Below are 19,724 nucleotides of genomic sequence, written 5' to 3' on the forward strand. Positions count from 1 at the left end.
TGCCCGAATTAGAAGCAGGCTAATGATGACGGTATCTTAATCATTAGGGAGTAGAAGAATCTTAAGCTTGATCAAATAGAGGAGAATCCCCCTGGAAATAAGGGGGATTTGATTTTACTGATTGCCGTTAGTTGTTTCGTTCGACGGGGTTGCACCGCTGTTGCGGGTATAGAGAATTTTGTAGGTGTCATTAGCGCAATGGCCCACGACCTGTGCGCCAGCCTGATCGGCCTGGTCGTTTGGCACGATGGTTAACTCAAAGCCTGACTCCGGGACACCATTATTGATGATTTTTTGCTGGATATCTGTTTTAACCCGTTCGCATGAATCCGGCGCGGCAAATGCAGGAACAGAACCCACCAGCAGTACACAGCACAGCCAACGTGAATATTGCATGCTCGCCTCCTTATATTTTGTCCGTTTTAAGCTTAGCACTTGTCCTGATTGCTAAAGGTAAATCTCTGAATCTTCTTAACTACTTCTTAAACCAGGCACATACCCGACAATTCGCTGCACTGTGTTGTAAAGGAATGTTGTAAGGAATGTAGTAAAGGATTTGCTACTATAAGCGCCATTGAGAAGAAAACTGTGGTGAACCCGTTGAAAAAACAGTTATTACTTGTCTCTCTGGCCGTGCTGTTGGCCGGGTGTGATGAGAAGAAAGGTCCCGTATCGTTCACGCCAGAGATGGCGAGTTTTTCAAATGAATTTGATTTTGATCCGCTGCGCGGCGCAGTCAAAGAGTTTAGCCAGACGCTGCTCAATGAGAAGGGCGAAGTGACGAAGCGCGTCAGCGGCACGATGTCGAAAGAGGGCTGTTTTGATACGCTCGAACTCCACGATCTGGAGAATAACAGCGGCGTATCGCTGGTGCTGGATGCCAACTATTATCTCGAAGCGGACACCCAGGAAAAACGGCTGCGTTTGCAGGGAAAATGCCAGTTGGCCGAATTCCCGTCAGCAGGTGTCACCTGGGATACGGATGACAAAGGTTTTATCGTGCGCGCTTCCGGCAAAGATATGGAAGTGACCTACCGCTACGATGACGAAGGTTATCCGTTGGGAAAATCCACCACCTCGAAAGATATGCACCTGAACGTTGCGTCCACGCCGTCAACGGATAAGCACAAAAAGCTCGATTACACGTCGATCAGCACCTTAAATGACAAACCGCTGAGCAAGGTTAAACAGACCTGTGATTATGACAGCCATGACAACCCGGTCAGTTGCGGCCTGGAGATTGTGGATGAGAGCGTCACGCCGCAGGTGACGCATAAGTACAACATCAAAAACACCATTGAGTATTACTGATGCCGTTAACCGCCGCGCTTACTGCGCGGTGGGTTTTAACAGAGTGCTGCCGCTGGTTTTATGTTCTTCGAGGTACTGCTGCTGGAAAATACACATGCGGATGGTGTTGCGGTACTCGCCGTTAATAAAGAACTCATGAATCAATTCTCCCTCCACCTTAAACCCCAGCTTGCGGTAAATGTGAATGGCTTTCTCATTCTCTTTATCAACGATGAGATAGAGCTTATACAGGTTTAACACCGTAAAACCGTAATCCATTGCCAGCTTAGCCGCTTTCGAGGCCAGCCCTTTGCCCTGATAATCCGGGGAGATGATTATCTGGAATTCGGCGCGGCGGTGCACATGGTTGATCTCCACCAGTTCCACCAGCCCGGCGTTTTCGCCATCGCATTCGACTACGAAACGGCGCTCGCTTTGATCGTGAATATGCTTGTCGTACAGATCGGAGAGTTCAACAAACGCTTCGTAGGGTTCTTCAAACCAGTAACGCATTACGCTCGCGTTGTTGTCGAGCTGATGGACAAAGCGCAGGTCCTCGCGCTCAAGCGGGCGAAGACGAACGGTATACGCATCACTCATGAAAAATCCTTTCTCTGAAGTGGAAGCGGGCGCGCAATGCGCCCGGCGCGGTTACTGAACCTGACGACCAGTGCGGCGGTCGAGGCAGCGCAGTGTATTGGGTTCCCAGTACGCGTTTAAGTTACTGCTTTTCTGGCAGTTATCCTGGGCATCAAACGCGACGTCGCTTTTATCCCACTCTTTTTCCACGCGCTTGTTCACTTTGTTGCGCAGGCTACGGGTGTCATTCCATTGCTCTTTTTCCATCGCCGCAGATTGACGGCTTTGTGCGTTGTCGCCGGATTCAATCACCAGACGGTTGGTTTCAGCCATTGCGGAAGTGGTGTACACGATGGCACCCAGCGTCAGCATTGCGGTGAGGCACAGGCGTTTGCTAAGTGTAGAAGTCATTGCGGTGTCCTTTATCAGGGAAGAAACGGCTCTATTCTATGCGATCTCCGCCAGCCAGCATACCGGGGCGAAACCGACAGTAAGAGCATTATCAGGTAAGATAGTTCAACCAATATTGAATAAACGTGTCGACATGCTGAAAACCACACTGCTTTTCTTTGCCACTGCGCTCTGCGAAATCCTCGGATGTTTTTTACCATGGTTATGGCTTAAACGTAGCGGCACGCCGTTATTACTCATCCCCGCAGCACTTTCCCTGGCACTGTTTGTCTGGCTGTTAACGTTACATCCGGCCGCCAGCGGGCGCGTATATGCCGCTTACGGCGGCGTTTATGTCTGCACGGCGCTGCTCTGGCTGCGCGTGGTCGATGGCGTCAAACTCAGCATTTATGACTGGCTGGGTGCCGCGATTGCGATGTGCGGAATGTTAATTATTGTTGCCGGATGGGGACGCGCCTGAGGAAACATTAGTTATTTTTTTGTGATCAAACGCGGCTTTTTTGATCGTTATACTTGTATGGTAGTTGCCTGAATGCGTAAGTTTCTTGCATCACGTTAAATTGATGCAAGGAATATCCTATGAAAATCGTAGGGATCCATCTCCTTATTACCTCGCCTGCGCGCAAGCTCACGGCCGCATCCTCCCTGAAATATCTTCTCTGCCTGTCGGTTATGCGACGGGCAGATCGCATGCTGTAAAACGCGTTAGACGCGTAATAAAGGAAAGCGATATGAAAAGTGTGGTAATCGAACAACCGAACCAATTAACCCTGGCTGACCGCCCATTACCGCAGCCCGCTGCCGGGGAAGTGCGCGTCAAAGTGAAACTCGCCGGTATTTGTGGCTCTGATAGCCACATTTATCGGGGACACAACCCTTTTGCTAAATACCCGCGCGTTATCGGCCATGAGTTTTACGGGTTGATTGATGCCGTTGGCGAAGGCGTTTCGCCGTCGCGCCTTGGCGAGCGCGTTTCGGTTGATCCGGTCATTAGCTGCGGCCATTGCTATCCGTGTTCCATCGGCAAGCCGAATGTCTGCACCGAACTCGTGGTGTTGGGTGTGCATCGCGACGGCGGCTTTAGCGAATACGCGGCGGTTCCGGCGCGCAATGCCTGGACAATCCCGGACACCATTCCTGATGAAGACGCCGTGATGGTGGAGCCGTTTACCATTGCCGCCAATGTCACCGGCCAGGTGCAGCCTGGGGAAAATGATATCGCGCTGATTTATGGCGCAGGCCCGATGGGGTTGACCACGTTGCAGGCGCTGAAGGGCGTCTACAAGGTGAAACAGGTGATTGTCGCTGACAGGATCGACGAGCGTCTGGCAATGGCCCAGCGCAGCGGGGCTGATGTTGTGATTAATAACAGCCAACGGCCATTGCAGGAAACGCTGGGGGAAGCGGGAATCAAACCGACTTTAATCGTGGATGCCGCCTGCCATCCGTCGATTTTACAGGAAGCGATTACCCTGGCATCACCTGCCGCGCGCATTGTGATCATGGGATTTTCCAGCGAGCCCAGCCAAATCATTCAGCAGGGCATTACCGGCAAAGAGCTGTCGATTTTCTCATCGCGCCTGAATGCCAATAAATTCCCGGTGGTGATCGACTGGCTCACGCGAGGGTTAATCGATCCCGGCAAATTAGTGACGCATAAATTTGATTATCAACATGTCACCGATGCGATTGAACTGTTTGAAAAAGATCAGCGGCGCTGCTGTAAGGTCTTGTTAACGTTCAGTTAAAAACAACTTTATCGAGATGGCCATTATGACTCAAGTTAACCCTGAAAGAACGACATCGGATCTGGTGAAAGCCGCAGTATCCGGCTGGCTGGGGACGGCGCTGGAATTTATGGATTTCCAGCTCTATTCCCTCGGCGCGGCGCTGGTGTTTCACGAGATCTTCTTCCCTGAACAATCCGCCGCCATGGCGTTGATCCTGGCGATGGGTACCTACGGCGCAGGGTATATCGCGCGCATTATCGGCGCATTTGTCTTCGGAAAAATGGGGGATCGGATCGGGCGTAAAAAAGTGCTGTTTATCACCATCACCATGATGGGGATCTGTACCACGCTGATCGGTTTTTTACCCACCTACGCGCAAATTGGCATTTTCGCCCCGGTGCTGCTGGTTACACTGCGCATTATCCAGGGACTGGGCGCAGGCGCAGAAATCTCCGGCGCGGGAACCATGCTTGCGGAGTACGCACCAAAAGGCAAACGCGGCATTATCTCTTCGCTGGTAGCGATGGGGACGAACTGCGGTACGTTGAGCGCAACGGCCATCTGGGCAGTGATGTTTTTTGCCCTCGATCGTGAAGAGCTTCTGGCCTGGGGCTGGCGCGTCCCGTTTATTGCAAGTGTAGTGGTGATGCTGTTTGCCATCTGGCTGCGTCTGAACCTGAAAGAGAGCCCAGTGTTCGAGCAGGTTCACGAAGGGGCGCAGGCTCCGGCGAAAATTCAGCCTGCGGAAACGGGACTTGGCGCGATGTTCAGCAGTAAAACATTCTGGCTGGCGACCGGCCTGCGCTTCGGTCAGGCGGGGAATTCGGGGCTGATTCAGACTTTCCTGGCGGGCTATCTGGTGCAGACGCTGCTGTTCGAAAAGCGCATTCCCACGGATGCCTTAATGATCAGCTCCATTATTGGTTTTCTGACCATCCCGCTACTGGGCTGGCTGTCCGATAAAGTGGGCCGCCGCTTGCCCTACATCGGCTTGTGTATTGCGTCGATTATCCTCGCGTACCCGATGATGGCGCTGATCGTTGATAAGAGCTATTCGCCGGGCGTGATTATGCTATCGATCATCGTTATCCATAACGTCGCCGTGCTGGGGCTGTTTGCGCTGGAGAATATCACCATGGCAGAGATGTTCGGCTCGCGTAACCGTTTTACGCGTATGGCGATTTCGAAAGAGGCGGGCGGTCTGGTGGCGGTCGGTTTCGGCCCGGTACTGGCGGGGATCTTCTGCAATATGACCGGCTCCTGGTGGCCGATTGTGGCGATGTTGGTCGCGTATTCGTTACTGGGACTAGTCGCAGCGATACTGATGCCGGAAGTGTGCGATCGTGATTTGAACATTCTGGAAGATGCCGCTGAACCCCGCGCAACGACACAACCGGTAGGTTCCCGGAACTATATCTGACGCCGTTATATAGCCGGGATTTCGACACATTTAGTTACCATTCTAGTTAGTGTAGTCCGCAATTCCTGTCGCAAATCATAGTCTGGTTTGCGACAGCCCGTAATCTATTGAACCACTGTTTCACTTAATAAGAAGAGTCTCACCATGGAAAACAGGCTGTTAACGGCGAAAGCCACGCTACCGCATTACGATCGCAATAAACTGGTTTCGCGTATTGTACACCTTGGTTTTGGCGCGTTTCACCGTGCGCATCAGTCGGTATATGCCGATATCCTTGCCGCCGAACACGCCAGCGACTGGGGCTATTGCGAAGTCAACCTGATTGGCGGCGAACAACAAATCGCCGATTTGAAACAGCAGGATAATCTTTATACCGTGGCGGAAATGTCTGCCGATGCGTGGACTGCCCGCGTGGTTGGCGTGGCGAAACGCGCGCTGCATGCGCAGGTTGACGGTCTGGAAACGGTGCTGGATGCCATGTGTGAGCCGCAGGTCGCCATCGTCTCTTTGACCATCACCGAAAAAGGTTACTGCCACTCGCCAGCCACCGGCGAACTGATGCTCGATCACCCGTTAATTGCTGGCGATCTGCAAAACCCCCAGCAGCCAAAATCCGCTGCCGGTGTGATTGTGGAAGCGCTGGCGCGTCGTAAAGCCGCAGGTTTACCGGCTTTCAGCGTGATGTCCTGCGATAACATGCCGGAAAACGGCCATGTCACCCGTAATGTGGTGTGCGCGTATGCCCGCGCGGTGAACGCAGACCTGGCGAACTGGATCGAAGCCAACGTGACGTTCCCGTCAACCATGGTCGATCGCATTGTTCCCGCCGTGACAGAAGAGACGCTGAACAAAATCGAACAACTGACCGGCGTGCGCGATCCGGCAGGCGTAGCCTGTGAACCGTTCCGCCAGTGGGTGATTGAAGATAACTTCGTTGCGGGTCGCCCGGCGTGGGAAAAAGCGGGCGCCGAGCTGGTCAAAGATGTGCTGCCATTTGAAGAGATGAAACTGCGTATGCTCAATGGCAGCCACTCGTTCCTCGCTTACCTTGGCTACCTTGCTGGTTATCAGCACATCAACGAGTGCATGGACGACGACAACTACCGCCGCGCAGCACATGCGCTGATGTTGCAGGAACAAGCCCCGACGCTGAAAGTGCAGGGCGTGGATCTGGCGCATTATGCCGACTTGCTGATTGCCCGTTACAGCAACACCGCACTACGTCACCGTACCTGGCAAATCGCCATGGACGGCAGCCAGAAATTGCCGCAGCGTATGCTGGATTCTGTGCGCTGGCATCTGGTGCATCACAGTGATTTCTCACTGCTGGCATTAGGCGTGGCGGGCTGGATGCGTTATGTCGGCGGCGTGGATGAACAAGGTCAGGCAATTGAAGTGTGCGATCCGCTGCTCTCCGTTATTCAGAACGCCGTCAACGGCAGTGCAGAAGGCGAGGCACGCGTGCAGGCTCTGTTGGGCATTGACGCTATTTTTGGTATGGAATTGCCGAAAGAAGCGGCATTTGTAGCGCAGGTGCAGAAAGCCTATCAAACCCTGCTGGAGAAAGGGGCAAAAGCGGCCGTGGCGCACTACGCAGCGGCACTGTAATGCTGACAAAGAATGCCGCTTCGGCGGCATTCTCTTTTCATCACATCGTCACTCTTCACTAAACCAGTCGCGGTTTTCCTGACGAATGGTTTTCACAGACTCACTGATCTCCTGCAAATGCAGCGTCATAGCATTGACTACCGCATCGGCGTCGCGTTTTTCCAGCGCAGCAAAAATATCCAGATGCTGGCGCAGCAGCATTTCCGGCGGCGAAACATGATCGAGGCTCATATAGCGCACGCGGTCGATGGTGGCTTTAATATTTTCGATGGTGTCCCACGCTAACTGGCAGTCGGCGATCAGCGCCAGCTTCTGATGAAAATTGTCATCCAGTTCAAAGAAGTCGTTCAGCTGCTTGCGCTCAATGGCAATCCGCTGCTGGTTAAGGTTTTGCTCAAGTTGATAGCAGGCGCTGTCATCAATCATCAGCGCGGCGCGGCGGGCGACGGCGCATTCGATGGCCTGGCGCACGAAGCAGCCATTACGCACCTGCGCGAGGGAGATTTTGTTGACGTAACTTCCGCGCTGGGGGCGGATTTGGATCAACCCGTTTTCCGCAAGCTTGATAAACGCTTCCCGCACCGGCTGGCGCGAAACGTCAAAACGCACCGACACCTCTTTTTCCGACAACGGCGTACCCGGTGGGATCAGGCAATGCACAATATCCCGCCGTAAAATGCGGTAAATTTGTTGATTTACGGGTTGCGTGGGGTTGAGTTGCGTTTCGGCGGCCATTCGCTCTTACTTTTTAAAGGGTTAACCCGGCTACCATACCATTGTTTTTGCGCACATCCCATACCCGGCCCGCAGGCCGGGCACGAAATTTAACCCTGACGGTGAACGCTAAGACCGGCATATGTCTGGCTAACTGGCATCATTTCCAGCGTATTGATGTTGACGTGTTTCGGCAGGGTGGCGACCCACCAAACCGCTTCGGTCACATCCTCTGCGCTCAATGCTGTCGTTTTCTCGTAGGTTTTATTCGCTTTATCGTCATCGCCTTTAAAGCGCACGTTTGAAAACTCGGTGCCGCCCACCAGCCCCGGCTCGATATTGGTCACGCGAACAGCAGTACCGCTCAGATCGGTACGCAGGTTCAGGCTAAACTGACGCACAAAGGCTTTGCTCGCGCCGTACACGTTACCGCCCGCGTAAGGCCAGCTTCCCGCCGTCGAACCGATATTAATAATGTGGCCGCGATTGCGTTCGACCATGCCCGGCAATACGGCACGCGTCATATAGACCAGACCTTTATTATTGGTGTCGATCATGGTTTCCCAGTCATCGACGTTGGCTTTATGCGCTGGCTCCATGCCCAGCGCCAGCCCGGCGTTATTGACCAGCACATCAATGTCGCGCCAGTTTGCTGGTAACGCGGCGATAAATTCGTCGATTGCCGCGCGATTGCGCACATCCAGCTGCGCCGTATAGAGATTGTCGCCCAGCTCGTCTTTCAGCTCTTGCAAACGCTCCTGGCGGCGGCCTGTGGCGATCACTTTATGGCCATTTTGAATAAAACGGCGCGTAATACCTTCACCAAAACCCGCGGTAGCCCCGGTAACCAGAATAATCATGTCATTGTTCCTCAACGCTTTTTGTGATGTCGTAACATAGCATGCACCGCGTTTACGCGGTAACACAAGTTATCCCGTTTATCAGTGTGGCAAAAAAAGTGCGCTTATGCAGACGAGAGAAAGCATTGCGGTGCGCGCGGCGGATGCCTACTCTGAGAAGAGTCACCGCATTCAGGAGCGAAATATGTCGGCCACCAATCCCTTCTTTACCGCCAGCCCATTGCCTTACCAGGCACCACCGTTCGATGCCATCCAGCAGGAACATTACCGCCCGGCCTTTGACGAAGGCGTGCGGCAAAAACGCGCCGAGATAGCCGCCATCACCAACAACAGCGCAGCGGCAGATTTTACCAACACTTACCTTGCGCTGGAGCAGAGCGGTGAACTGCTCACCAGAGTCACCAGCGTGTTCTTCGCCATGACTTCCGCCCATACCAATGATTTTCTCCAGCAACTGGATGAAGCTTTTTCCACCGAACTGGCGGTGCTGGCGAACGATATCTATTTGAATGATGCGCTGTTTGCCCGCGTTGAAACGGTATGGATAGACCGCGAATCGCTGGGGCTTGATGCACAATCGTTGCGGCTGGTGGAGGTCACATACCAACGCTTTGTGCTGGCCGGTGCGACGCTGAGCGCGCAGGATAAAATCACTCTGAAAGCATTGAATACCGAAGCGGCAGCGCTGACCAGCCAGTTCAACCAACGCCTGCTGGCGGCGGATAAAGCGGGCGGGCTGGTGGTGGATTATGCCCATCAGCTTGAGGGGTTAAGTACAGAAGAGATCGCGACGGCCGCAGAAGCCGCAACGGCAAAAGGGCTGGAAAACCGCTGGTTGCTGGCGCTGCTCAATACCACCCAACAACCGGCTCTTGACGTATTACGCGATCGCCAGACGCGGGAAAATCTTTTTAACGCAAGCTGGTTAAGAACGCAGCGCGGTGATGCTAACGATACGCGCGCGCTGGTGCTGCGCCTGGTGCAGTTACGCGCAAAGCAGGCGAAGCTGCTTGGTTTTGACGATTTCGCCAGCTGGAAAATCGCTGATCAGATGGCCGGCACGCCGCAGGCCGCGCTTGAGTTTATGCGCCATATTGCCCCGGCGGCCCGCGCCCGCGCCGAGCGTGAACTGGCGGATATTCAGCACGTGATTGATAACCAGCAAGGCGGGTTTACCGCGCAAGCCTGGGACTGGGCATTTTACGCTGAGCAGGTGCGGCTGGCGAAATACGCCCTTGATGAGTCGCAAATTAAACCTTATTTCGCCCTGAATACCGTCTTAACCGAAGGTGTGTTCTGGGCGGCAAGCCAGTTGTTCGGCCTTCGCTTTAGCGAGCGCGTTGATATTCCGGTTTATCATCCTGATGTGCGCGTGTGGGAGATTTTCGACGACAAGGGTCGTGGCCTGGCGCTATTTTATGGCGATTTCTTCGCCCGCGATTCAAAAAGCGGCGGCGCCTGGATGGGCAACTTTATTGAGCAATCCACGCTGAACGGCACGCAGCCGGTTATTTATAACGTCTGCAACTACCAGAAACCGGCGAACGGCCAGGCGGCGCTGCTTTCGTGGGATGAGGTGATCACGCTGTTCCACGAATTTGGTCATACCTTGCATGGCCTGTTTGCCAGCCAGCGTTATGCCAGCCTATCCGGCACCAATACGCCGCGCGATTTTGTCGAATTCCCGTCACAAATTAATGAGCACTGGGCCAGCCAGCAGCAAGTCTTTACCCGCTATGCTCGTCATCACCAGAGCGGTGAACCGATGCCCGATGCATTGCGCGAGAAGATGCTGCGCGCCACGCAGTTTAATAAAGGGTATGACATGACCGAACTGCTCAGCGCCGCGCTGCTGGATATGCACTGGCATGGTCTGGCAGACGGTGCCGATGTGCAGGATGTGGACAGCTTTGAAGCGCAGGCCATCCGCCAGGAAAACCTCGACCTGGCCGCCGTGCCGCCGCGCTATCGCAGCAGCTATTTTGCGCATATTTTTGGCGGCGGGTATGCGGCGGGTTATTACGCCTATTTGTGGACGCAAATGCTCGCCGATGACGGCTATCAGTGGTTTGTTGAACAGGGCGGGTTAACCCGTGAAAACGGGCAGCGGTTTCGCGAAGCCATTTTGTCGCGCGGCAACAGTGAAGATTTGGTCGAACTGTATCGCCAGTGGCGCGGCCACGATCCGCATATCGAACCGATGCTGAAAAATCGCGGTCTGAGTGAGTAGTTTGTATGTGGGTTGCTTTAAAAAGTTACATAACACGCCGCAATATTGACCTGATTCTGTTGGGGAAATAACGTTAACCGTGGTGATGAATCCCCCTACGCGGAGGGGCTACCAGTCATACCTTTTTGGGGTGAAAGCGAGATTTGCGGGCTGGCGCAAACTCACCGGGAGGCACCCGGCATCACCGTAATCTCCTTAGCCAGAGGGCGGCTTTTTAACCGCTTTCTGGCGTTTTGCTGCCTTCTTATACCCACACAATTGTTAAAGTGTGGGCTACCTCACGTTTCCCGACGTAGCGTTATCCCGCTCATTAAGCCAAATTAAAGGACCTAATTTTAGCGCTTAACATTCTGCGGCATTGACCAGACATTGAGAAAGTGGCTGTGCTAATGTCGAATGCAATTTAAGCAACTGAGGTAACCGACATGACCAAAAATGTAGTGGTAATACGCGCCGGTGGTAAGGTTGAAAATGTGACCGTTGAAGACAACGCCAAATCGGTCACCTTCAAAAATGAGCAAAGCTCGTTTCTTGAAATTCCCATTGAATCCTGGGAGTTAGATGGAGAAACCTTCCTCGTTGCCCGCTTTTCTGACCTGGTAAGCCAGCAGGAAACCGAACAAGCCATCCGGAAATTTTACTGATAACCAACCGCCTGAGGGCGGTTTTTTATACCCGTACGCGGAGGTATAAATGGAAAACGAACATGACGTCTCAGAAGCCCTTACACCAACCATCAGCACGCAGGACAGCGCTTTATCGCATCTGGTCTCCTGCGCCAATCTCGGTGCTGGCATGGTGGTTACGCTGGTTGTAGGCGGTCAGGTGGTGGCGGGGGAGTTAGTTTCCGGGCAGGAATATGCCTTATCAACGGCAAACGCTATTCGCTCTATTGCCGGTGATGATTCAATAAAAGATCCGATTGCGCGTTTTTTTGATGATCTGGCAGAAGATTATCGTGTCGATGAGAGCCATGAGATTCCGCTTAATTATTTGCATATTAAAGATCCCTCATGGATGACAGGGAATGGCGGCTGGACGAGCGTGAAGGGCACAATATTGCGCGTACATATTGCGAAAGTAAGCGGCTTTTCTTTAGGCAAAGCAAAAAATGCGTAATTAAAAATAACGCTACGGGCCTCAAGTGGAGGCCCGATTTATAAAACATGCTTTGGCCAACGCCTTCTTCGTAGCACTGGTATACAGGATTTAGCGGTAAGTCTTGTTCCACAAACCGAGCAAATAGCGCCATGCGGTTGTAGTTTCTCGGGACAATATGTGGTGAATAAAAACTTATGGCTGCTGCAAACCGGGCACGTAAATTTGAGATTGGGAATAGCCCCTCCGGTCCGTGAAGTGGAGCAATCACCGTATCACACAAAAAACGCTCAAGAAGATATATCTTTTGTAATTTCAATAGCAAACGCTAATTTGAGCCAGTCAAACGTTTCGATGGTTTCGCCTGTTAGCCAAAATGAACGTCTGTGAGTTCATTCTCGTTTAGGCAATATTGAGGTTGGCACTGCTAAATTAGTTGCAGCCCGTTAACACTCAGCGATGAGTGTGCGTGTAAAACTAAAGCACAAATCTATCCATGCAAGCATTAACCGCCGATTTAAAGGCGGTTTTTTTTCGCCCCGAATGAATAAAAAAGGCCCCTTACGTTTTTGCGCAAGGAGCCGCCGCGTGTGGGATGTATCACTGTTCATCAGTCATCCCATTTGTGGCTTAAATATGCAGCCAGGAATCCAGAAAACAAAATAATTCCCAGTACTGTCATAAATACATCCATATTTCCCATTTTGTACCTCTCCATCTATTTAACTTTCATGTCTCGCTTGCAACGTTTATTGCTGAGACTGAGTGAGAATAGACCGGGAAATATCAATAAATGTTGAATAGTGTGAATTATTACGCCAGTACGGTAAATATTCTGCGATAAGCGGCGGGTTAAGCGGCACAGGGGCGAGGAGGATGTCGTAAAGTTGTCATTGTCCTGGTGTTATCTGGCAGAGAAAGGCACACTCAGGCCGGGCTGTTTCGGTTAAATTATTGTTAACACAACCACGGAGAAAAGACGATGAGCTACGTTACTGATATTCCCGCTGCATCACCGGAAGAGGCCGCCAGCCACTTTCTGCATCGCCTGAGCGTCGAAACCGACTGCGCCGATGTGCATCATGCCATCACCCATGACGAGATGGATTTCGTGTTATTGCATGTGGTCGGCAGCCCGGAAACGTTTGCCCGTCGCCACGTTCCCGGCGCGCTGCATCTGCCGCACAGCACGATGACACCCGAGCGGATGGCATCATGGCCCGCTGATACGCTGTTCGTGGTCTATTGCGCCGGGCCGCACTGCAACGGTGCCGATCGCGCCGCGCTAAAACTGGCCCGCATGGGGCTGGCAGTAAAGGTGATGATTGGCGGTATCACTGGCTGGGAAGACGAAGGTTACACCTTTGCCAACAACAGCCATGTTTAAGCACCGCTTTTTCATCTTCGCGACCTGAAGATGAAATTCTTTCATGTACCGTGAAATTTTCTCGTTTGCTGCATCAGGCCCGGTGTGACATTTTATTTGGACATTTAGCCGTCCAGAAGTCTAAATATTCAAATAATGAATTATCACGCCGGGCAATCATCTGCCCAGGCTTACCAGGAGAGAATCATGCAACGACATCAGGCCCCGTTCCGCGCAGACGTAGTCGGCAGTTTTTTACGCCCGGATGCCATCAAACACGCACGTCAGCAGTTCGCGCAGGGGGAAATCACTGCCGCGCAGTTACGCCGCGTCGAAGATGAAGCCATTCGCCATGTTGTTGAGCAGCAGTGTGCCTGCGGACTGCATGTGGTCACCGATGGTGAGTTCCGCCGCGCATGGTGGCATTTCGATTTCTTTGATGGCCTGCAAGGTGTGGAGCGTTACGATTCCGACAAAGGCATTCAATTTAACGGTGTGCAGACTAAAGCCCACGGCGTGCGTGTCGTCGGCAAACTGGGCTTCGGTAACCATCCGATGCTGGAAGATTTCCGTTACCTGAAAAGCATTAGCGGGAATGCGCAGCCGAAAATGACCATCCCCAGCCCGAGCGTGCTGCATTTTCGCGGCGGGCGTAAAGATATCGACGTCACCGTTTACCCGCAACTGGATGCCTACTTTGACGATCTGGCGACCACCTGGCGCGATGCGATCCACGCTTTCTACGACGCCGGTTGCCGTTATCTGCAACTGGATGACACTGTCTGGGCCTATCTCTGCTCCGACGATCAGCGTCGCCAGATTATCGAACGCGGCGACAACCCGGATGAGTTGGCACGCATTTATGCCCGTGTGATCAACAAAGCGCTGGAAGGGAAACCGGAGGATTTGACCATCGGCCTGCATGTTTGCCGCGGTAACTTCCGCTCAACCTGGATTTCAGAAGGTGGTTACGAACCGGTGGCGGAAGTGCTGTTTGGTAGCGTCAATGTCGATGCGTTTTTCCTTGAGTATGACAACGATCGCTCTGGTGATTTTGCGCCGCTGCGTTTTGTCCGTCCGGGCAAACAGCAGGTGGTTTTAGGCCTTATCACGACCAAGAATGGTGAACTGGAAAACCCGGAAGGGGTGAAAGCGCGCATCAATGAAGCGGCGAAATACGTCGATATCAACCAGATTTGCCTCAGCCCGCAGTGCGGCTTTGCCTCGACCGAAGAGGGCAACAGCCTGACGCCAGAGCAGCAGTGGGAAAAAGTACGCCTGGTCACCCATATCGCCGACCAGGTCTGGTAAGTTGCAGGCCGGATGGCGTGTAAACGCTTATCCGGCCGACTGCCAACGAGCCACAAAATCCGCTTTATTGCACTTGCAACACGCCCCAGGGCTTTACCCGCATTCCTTTGAGCATCATCAGCCAGGCCATCACAATCGTCACCATCAGAATGATAAACAGCGACCAGGCCGGCAGCGTCGTCAGGATCACGCCGGTCAGCAGTGGGTTCATTGCCGCCCCCAGCCAGCCGAGCGCCTGGGCGGAGAAATAGGTCGCTTTCATGCCTGGCGGAGCAATGTTATCAATAAGCAAATATTCACCTGGCGCGTAAATCACTTCGCCAAGGGTAAACACGGCGGCGGAAAGCCCCCACAGCCATAAATTATCGCCAGAGAACATAAAGCCCGTCAGGCCAATCACAAAACTCAATGTCCCGAGCGCCATCAGCGGGCGCAGGTTTGAGGCGGTCAGTTTACGCCCAACGGCATACTGCAAACTGACCACGATGGCGGCATTGACCGGCAGCACCACGGCCACCACACGCTCGGCGAAATCGCTGCTCGCCACCGCCATCACATACTGAGAAAGGCAGGACGCGAACGACCCGGCAACGAACGAGGCGAGAAAGTTGGACAGCGTAAACCAGCCCAGCGCCTTGTCTTTCAACAGCACCGAGGGCGACCAGTTAGCGGCAGGATCGAGGCCCGCGCCCACCGCAATGCGGCGCACAAAAAGTTGAATAAACACCAGCGGAAACGCCGCGCAGGTGGCGGCCAGCCAGAACGGCAAATTGATGCTCTGCATCACCAGTAACGTGCCGAGCGGCGGCCCCACGGTCCAGCCGATATTCAGAAAGGTGTAGTTCAGCGAAAAAATCTTCGCCTTCGCGCCGGGTGACAGCGTATCGGCAAAATAGGCTTTCAGCACGGTGGAAAAGACCGAATAGGCGCAGTTAATCAGGGCAAAAAACAGCACCACCAGCCCGGCGTTATGCGTCAGCGGAATGGCGGCAAACCCGGTAATAAAGGCGACAATCGCCAGTAACATATAGCGTTTTTTATCGAACTTATCGGCCAGCATGCCAAAGCCGAGGCTGAATACCACACCGATAGTCAGCGCGATGGTCATCGCATAACCGACCTGATCAACCGACATCCCATACTGGCGATTCAGGTAGATGGTCATAAAGGGCAGCGTTGCGCCGCGTCCGATGGTTAATAAAAGTGAAGAGGCCAGTAATGCGGCGGTGGAGCGTGTTTGTGTTGAGGTCATTTTCCTGCCCGACATGCTTGTTATAGTTTTTTGTGATGTCTACAGCAATAACATGCGCAAACTGTGAGGCACAACCGCAGATTGGCCCGCAGATGCGGAATCTGACCTACCGAAATTAATGATCTGTCCTTGGTCCGTTTATTGCGTTAATGTAAATTTTTTACAAAAGTTTAAAAAGCAGAGGCGAAGCATGACGCGTAAAGATGTGCTGCTGGCAATGTTGGTCGTGGTGGCGTGGGGGCTGAATTTTGTGGTGATCAAAGTTGGCCTGCATTCTATGCCGCCGTTAATGCTGGCGGGTTTACGCTTTGTGCTGGTGGCCTTTCCCGCCATTTTGTTCGTCGCCAGGCCAAAAGTCCCGATGCGCTTGCTGCTCGGCTACGGTCTGACCATCAGCTTCGGCCAGTTCGCTTTTCTGTTTTGCGCCATCAAATTCGGTATGCCCGCCGGGCTGGCCTCGCTGGTGTTACAAGCGCAGGCATTTTTCACCATTATTCTTGGCGCGGGGATATTCGGCGAACGCCTGCAATCCAGACAGCTGATTGGCATTACGCTGGCGGTGTTCGGCGTGCTGGTGCTGATTGAAGCAAGCCTGAACGGTCAGCATATTTCGCTGTTGGGGTTCATCCTGACGCTGGCGGGCGCATTCTGCTGGGCGTGCGGCAATATCTTCAATAAAAAAATCATGCAGCATACCTCGCGCCCGGCGGTGATGTCGCTGGTGGTCTGGAGCGCGCTGATTCCGATCATGCCATTTATGCTGGCATCCTTAATTTTCGATGGCCCGGCGTTGATGCTGCAAAGCCTGGTCACTATCGATACAACAACACTGCTGTCGCTGGTTTACCTGGCGTTTATCGCCACCATTCTCGGCTATGGCATTTGGGGAACGCTGCTGGGACGGTACGAAACCTGGCGTGTTGCGCCATTGTCGTTGCTGGTGCCGGTGGTGGGCATGGCCAGCGCGGCATTATTGTTGGGTGAAACGCTGTCGGTATTGCAACTGCTGGGGGCGGTGCTGGTGATGGCAGGGCTGTATATCAATGTATTTGGTTTTCGTCTGCGCCGGGCGGTGCAGGCAGGATAAAAAAAGCCCCGCGTAAAGCGGGGCAACCGGTTAGCCGCGCTGATTGTAATACGGCACGCCTAACTCGTCGGATTTGTCGCTTCCCGCGCCCATATGATTAAAGTCATAAGGCGATGTTTGCTGGGCAGTGGGAATAATCATCGCGTCGCGGTTACTTTGCTGTGCGGGATGATTAAATTGCTCCGCATAACTCTGGCCACTAAGCAGCACCATCAATGCCGCTGCGGCACAGGCAATACGTTTCATACTTTCCTCGATACGTCTTTAAACAGGCGATTAAATTAACAAGCGTGATTGAGCGGATAGAGATAGCGGGACTCCGCAGGTATATCCGTGACACGGAATTTATGTGGCGGCACGTCAAAATAGTTCTTGAACGTACGCGTCAGGGTTTGTTGCGATTCAAACCCATAACGTTCCGCCAGATACAGGATCGGCTCATTGCTTCCTTTGAGCTTTTGCGCAATTTCCGTCAGCTTGCGGCTGCGAATGTATTGACCCAGTGAGTGACCAGTCTCTTTTTTGAACATCCGTTGCAGGTGCCACTTGGAGTAACCTGAACGTTCTGACACTTTTTCCAGTGACAGCGGCGATTCCAGGTTGTCCTCGATCCAGTCCAAAATGCTATGAATGGTAATAGCGTCAGTATTGCGTCTGGACATCGTCATACCTCTTTGTTTTACGGCAATATTTTCTTGAGTAAATGCTCAAGTATCGCCACTTCTTCTGCGGTTAAGTTTTTTGTTAATTCCTGATGCAGGTCTTGACCTACTAATTGATGACATTGCTCACACAGCGCCGCGCCTTCGGGCGTTAACTGCACCAGCACGCCGCGCTTGTCATTCGGATTCGGGTTTCGTTCGATCCAGCCTTTGCACACCAGCCTGTCCATCATGCGGGTCAGTGCGCCAAGATCTACGGAAAGGACTTTCTTAAGCTCAACCGGGGTAATGCACACTTCACAGCGGATGGAGCAGAGCACCTTAAATTGGGTGGCGGTGATATCCAGCGGTGAAAGATAGTCGTTCAGTAAACGATCTTTTTTTTGGTTAACCATGTGGATCAAGCGGCCAAGAGGAATGATGTCGTTAAATAGATCATTCGTGCTTTTCACAATGGTTGCCCCGGCAAGTAGATTAGTCACGGCAGATATTATTGCTCAGGCAAATATAAGTCAACCGAATGGATTAGCGGATGCCACTATTTGCTAAAACGTTTCTTAGGGGCAAAAAAGGGCTTCGGCAATTTCTTGTATTCATGAGAGTTATAGAAACGTGCATTATGTAAACTGACCGGAAGCAGATTGCCACCCGTTATTTAGTGGACCCGTGGTTCGCATGGCAAACCACGGTGATGGAGAAGATCGTTTCAGAGGTGGGATAAGCGCAGCCGCCAACCGGCAACCACTTAAATATGGCTACTCTGTTCTTCCAGTTGCACCGGCCAGCGGCGGAAAATCACCACTGCCCATACCAGCGCGGCAACGGCGGGGATCGCTCCGGCATAGCCAATCGCCCCCATCGACCCATGCAGGCTGACCTGATTACCCACCAGCGCGCCTGCACCGATGCCGATATTGAAAATGCCGGAGAACAGCGACATCGCCACATCCGTTGCATCCGGGGCCAGCGCCAGCACTTTCACCTGCATACCGAGGCCGATAATCATAATCGCCACACCCCAGAACAGGCTCAGTACCGCCAGATGCAGTTCACTGCCGGAAGCGGGCAGCATCATCACAAGGCAGATAACCAGCAAGCCGATGGCGCTGCACACCAGCCCGGAAGCGTGCTGATTGCCAAGCTTACCAAACAGCACGCTACCGATAATGCCCGCGCCGCCGAGCAGCAACAGCAACACGGTAGCGAAGTTGGCGCTAAACCCGGCCACGTTCTGCACAAACGGTTCAATGTAGCTGTAAGCGGTGTAGTGCGCCGTCACCACGACCGCCGTCAATAAATAGATGCACATCAATGCCGGGCGGCGGAACAGCAGCGGCAGGCTTTTCAGCGATCCGGAATGTTCGCTGGGAAGCTTCGGCAGCAGTTTCACCAGGCAGACAAGGGTGATCAACGCCCCCATACCAATGGCGAAAAAGGTGGTGCGCCAGCCGAAATATTGCCCGACGATGCGGCCAATCGGCAGCCCCAGCACCATGGCCAGCGCCGTACCGGTGGCGAGCAGGCTCAGCGCCTGGGCGCATTTACCTGCCGGGGCAAGACGAATCGCCAGTGACGCGGTAATCGACCAGAAAATCGCGTGCGCAAAGGCGATACCGATCCGGCTTATCACCAGCACTTCAAAGTTCCATGCGAGAAACGACAGCACATGACTGGCGATAAACAGCACAAACAACCCAATCAGCAGTTTACGGCGCTCGACCTGGCTGGTCAGCAGCATAAAGGGCAGCGACATCAGTGCTACAACCCAGGCGTAAATGGTCAGCATGATCCCCACCTGGGCGGTTTCCATGTCGAAGCTCTGGGCGATATCCGACAGCAAGCCAACAGGCACGAATTCGGTGGTATTAAAAATAAAAGCGGCAACGGCAAGCGTCACTACCCGTAGCCACGCGACTTTTCGTGAAACGGTGTTCGTCATCATATGGGTGTTTTGGATTGCCTGGACAAAAGAAGAGAGGGCGATCTTAAAGCTTTTGCTGGCGAAAATACAAACATTTTGTGATGGAGATCTCAATTTTCATTCACCAGAGAAATACCCGTTGCTTCCTTAAAAATTTGCGTTCAGAAACAGAAGACCAATGAGGA

Annotated in this window: 22 protein-coding genes; 11 read left to right on the top strand and 11 right to left on the bottom strand. The window is 53.0% G+C overall.

Annotation, left to right across the window (positions count from 1 at the left end; genetic code table 11):
• Positions 1-114: 114 nt before the first annotated feature.
• On the bottom strand, positions 115-396 hold the full coding sequence (locus Q5705_01650) for a DUF1161 domain-containing protein (protein ID WLI77295.1): 282 nt from the start codon (positions 394-396) through the stop codon (positions 115-117).
• Between the two features lie 204 nt (positions 397-600).
• On the opposite strand from Q5705_01650, the gene Q5705_01655 reads away from it, so the two are divergent.
• Complete coding sequence (locus Q5705_01655; protein WLI78942.1) at positions 601-1,311, top strand: YnfC family lipoprotein; 711 nt, start codon at positions 601-603, stop codon at positions 1,309-1,311.
• Between the two features lie 18 nt (positions 1,312-1,329).
• On the opposite strand, the gene speG is transcribed toward Q5705_01655, so the two are convergent.
• Positions 1,330-1,890 carry a spermidine N1-acetyltransferase gene (gene speG / locus Q5705_01660; protein WLI77296.1) on the bottom strand — a complete coding sequence of 187 codons (561 nt, stop codon included), beginning with the start codon at positions 1,888-1,890 and terminating at the stop codon, positions 1,330-1,332.
• A 51-nt stretch (positions 1,891-1,941) separates the two neighbouring features.
• Complete coding sequence (locus Q5705_01665) at positions 1,942-2,280, bottom strand: DUF1283 family protein (protein ID WLI77297.1); 339 nt, start codon at positions 2,278-2,280, stop codon at positions 1,942-1,944.
• A 100-nt stretch (positions 2,281-2,380) separates the two neighbouring features.
• On the opposite strand from Q5705_01665, the gene Q5705_01670 reads away from it, so the two are divergent.
• The 4 genes from Q5705_01670 (at position 2,381) to Q5705_01685 (ending at position 7,038) form a co-directional block, all read left to right on the top strand.
• Positions 2,381-2,740 carry a YnfA family protein gene (locus Q5705_01670; protein ID WLI78943.1) on the top strand — a complete coding sequence of 120 codons (360 nt, stop codon included), beginning with the start codon at positions 2,381-2,383 and terminating at the stop codon, positions 2,738-2,740.
• A gap of 271 nt (positions 2,741-3,011) precedes the next feature.
• The gene (locus Q5705_01675) at positions 3,012-4,028 is read left to right on the top strand and encodes a Zn-dependent oxidoreductase (protein WLI77298.1); all 1,017 of its coding nucleotides are present in this window, start codon (positions 3,012-3,014) and stop codon (positions 4,026-4,028) included.
• A gap of 25 nt (positions 4,029-4,053) precedes the next feature.
• Complete coding sequence (locus tag Q5705_01680) at positions 4,054-5,430, top strand: MFS transporter (GenBank protein ID WLI77299.1); 1,377 nt, start codon at positions 4,054-4,056, stop codon at positions 5,428-5,430.
• 144 nt (positions 5,431-5,574) lie between these two features.
• Positions 5,575-7,038, top strand: a complete 1,464-nt coding sequence (locus tag Q5705_01685) for a fructuronate reductase (GenBank protein ID WLI77300.1) — start codon at positions 5,575-5,577, stop codon at positions 7,036-7,038.
• A 48-nt stretch (positions 7,039-7,086) separates the two neighbouring features.
• Here Q5705_01685 and Q5705_01690 read toward each other — a convergent pair whose 3' ends face one another.
• Both Q5705_01690 and ydfG read right to left on the bottom strand, forming a co-directional pair.
• A complete protein-coding gene (locus Q5705_01690) occupies positions 7,087-7,773 on the bottom strand; it encodes a GntR family transcriptional regulator (protein WLI77301.1) in 687 nt (228 codons plus the stop codon).
• A gap of 89 nt (positions 7,774-7,862) precedes the next feature.
• Positions 7,863-8,612: a bifunctional NADP-dependent 3-hydroxy acid dehydrogenase/3-hydroxypropionate dehydrogenase YdfG gene (ydfG, locus tag Q5705_01695; protein WLI77302.1), complete on the bottom strand. Its 750-nt coding sequence runs from the start codon at positions 8,610-8,612 to the stop codon at positions 7,863-7,865.
• A gap of 184 nt (positions 8,613-8,796) precedes the next feature.
• Between ydfG and dcp the strand changes: the two genes are divergently transcribed.
• The 3 genes from dcp to Q5705_01710 all read left to right on the top strand — a co-directional run bounded on the left by dcp (position 8,797) and on the right by Q5705_01710 (position 11,961).
• Positions 8,797-10,842, top strand: coding sequence for a peptidyl-dipeptidase Dcp (dcp, locus tag Q5705_01700; GenBank protein ID WLI78944.1), 2,046 nt, complete (start codon positions 8,797-8,799; stop codon positions 10,840-10,842).
• A gap of 425 nt (positions 10,843-11,267) precedes the next feature.
• Positions 11,268-11,486, top strand: coding sequence for a hypothetical protein (locus tag Q5705_01705; GenBank protein WLI77303.1), 219 nt, complete (start codon positions 11,268-11,270; stop codon positions 11,484-11,486).
• 49 nt (positions 11,487-11,535) lie between these two features.
• On the top strand, positions 11,536-11,961 hold the full coding sequence (locus Q5705_01710) for a hypothetical protein (GenBank protein ID WLI77304.1): 426 nt from the start codon (positions 11,536-11,538) through the stop codon (positions 11,959-11,961).
• A 589-nt stretch (positions 11,962-12,550) separates the two neighbouring features.
• On the opposite strand, the gene mgtS is transcribed toward Q5705_01710, so the two are convergent.
• Positions 12,551-12,643: a protein MgtS gene (gene mgtS / locus Q5705_01715; GenBank protein ID WLI77305.1), complete on the bottom strand. Its 93-nt coding sequence runs from the start codon at positions 12,641-12,643 to the stop codon at positions 12,551-12,553.
• 279 nt (positions 12,644-12,922) lie between these two features.
• Here mgtS and Q5705_01720 point away from each other — a divergent pair, with 279 nt between their 5' ends.
• Both Q5705_01720 and Q5705_01725 read left to right on the top strand, forming a co-directional pair.
• A complete protein-coding gene (locus tag Q5705_01720) occupies positions 12,923-13,327 on the top strand; it encodes a rhodanese-like domain-containing protein (protein WLI77306.1) in 405 nt (134 codons plus the stop codon).
• 186 nt (positions 13,328-13,513) lie between these two features.
• Positions 13,514-14,617 carry a cobalamin-independent methionine synthase II family protein gene (locus Q5705_01725; protein WLI77307.1) on the top strand — a complete coding sequence of 368 codons (1,104 nt, stop codon included), beginning with the start codon at positions 13,514-13,516 and terminating at the stop codon, positions 14,615-14,617.
• Positions 14,618-14,681: 64 nt separating this feature from the next.
• Here Q5705_01725 and ydeE read toward each other — a convergent pair whose 3' ends face one another.
• Positions 14,682-15,869, bottom strand: a complete 1,188-nt coding sequence (ydeE, locus tag Q5705_01730) for an efflux MFS transporter YdeE (protein WLI77308.1) — start codon at positions 15,867-15,869, stop codon at positions 14,682-14,684.
• Between the two features lie 190 nt (positions 15,870-16,059).
• Between ydeE and eamA the strand changes: the two genes are divergently transcribed.
• A complete protein-coding gene (gene eamA / locus Q5705_01735) occupies positions 16,060-16,956 on the top strand; it encodes an O-acetylserine/cysteine exporter (GenBank protein WLI77309.1) in 897 nt (298 codons plus the stop codon).
• A gap of 30 nt (positions 16,957-16,986) precedes the next feature.
• Here eamA and marB read toward each other — a convergent pair whose 3' ends face one another.
• The 4 genes from marB to Q5705_01755 all read right to left on the bottom strand — a co-directional run bounded on the left by marB (position 16,987) and on the right by Q5705_01755 (position 19,560).
• Positions 16,987-17,202, bottom strand: a complete 216-nt coding sequence (marB, locus tag Q5705_01740) for a multiple antibiotic resistance protein MarB (GenBank protein ID WLI77310.1) — start codon at positions 17,200-17,202, stop codon at positions 16,987-16,989.
• Between the two features lie 35 nt (positions 17,203-17,237).
• Complete coding sequence (gene marA / locus Q5705_01745; GenBank protein WLI77311.1) at positions 17,238-17,618, bottom strand: MDR efflux pump AcrAB transcriptional activator MarA; 381 nt, start codon at positions 17,616-17,618, stop codon at positions 17,238-17,240.
• A gap of 17 nt (positions 17,619-17,635) precedes the next feature.
• A complete protein-coding gene (marR, locus tag Q5705_01750; GenBank protein WLI77312.1) occupies positions 17,636-18,070 on the bottom strand; it encodes a multiple antibiotic resistance transcriptional regulator MarR in 435 nt (144 codons plus the stop codon).
• Positions 18,071-18,363: 293 nt separating this feature from the next.
• The gene (locus tag Q5705_01755; protein WLI77313.1) at positions 18,364-19,560 is read right to left on the bottom strand and encodes a sugar transporter; all 1,197 of its coding nucleotides are present in this window, start codon (positions 19,558-19,560) and stop codon (positions 18,364-18,366) included.
• Positions 19,561-19,724: the final 164 nt, after the last annotated feature.

The organism is Kosakonia sp. H02, assembly GCA_030704225.1.
GTDB lineage: Bacteria > Pseudomonadota > Gammaproteobacteria > Enterobacterales > Enterobacteriaceae > Kosakonia.